Annotated in this window: 1 protein-coding gene; it reads right to left on the minus strand. The window is 72.0% G+C overall.

Translation table 11 applies throughout. From position 1 onward, the window contains the following. A partial coding sequence (locus tag I6F37_RS41535; protein WP_368736831.1) for a carboxyl transferase domain-containing protein occupies positions 1-402 on the minus strand: 402 nt, incomplete at its 3' end. Positions 403-422 lie beyond the last annotated feature (20 nt).

Consider the following 422-nt stretch of genomic DNA (forward strand, 5'->3'; position numbering starts at 1 on the left):
CACCTGGTAGACCGAGAAGAGGGCGCGCGACCCGCGGCGGATGGTGCCCGCCCGCTCCGCCGCGGTGCCGATCACGAACCCGGGCACGTCCACGAAGTTCACCACCGGGAGGTGGAACTGGTCGCAGGTGTCCACGAAGCGGGCCAGCTTCTCCGAGGCGTCGCCCGTCAGCCCGCCGCCGTAGTGCTCGGTGTCCGACGCCAGCACGCCCACCGGCCTTCCGCCGAGGCGCGCCAGCGCGGTGATCACCGGCCGTCCGAAGGCCGAACCCAGCTCGAACACCGAGCCCTGGTCCATCACGGCATCGAGGATGCGGCGCATCTTGTAGGGCTTGCGGCGGTCCCGGGGCACGATCTCGATCAGCTCCTCCTCGCGGCGGTCGGGCGGGTCGGTCCCCTCCACGAGTGGAGGGGCCTCCCAGA

It is taken from the genome of Bradyrhizobium sp. NBAIM08 (assembly GCF_020193935.1).
Taxonomy (GTDB): Bacteria; Pseudomonadota; Alphaproteobacteria; order Rhizobiales; family Xanthobacteraceae; genus Bradyrhizobium; species Bradyrhizobium yuanmingense.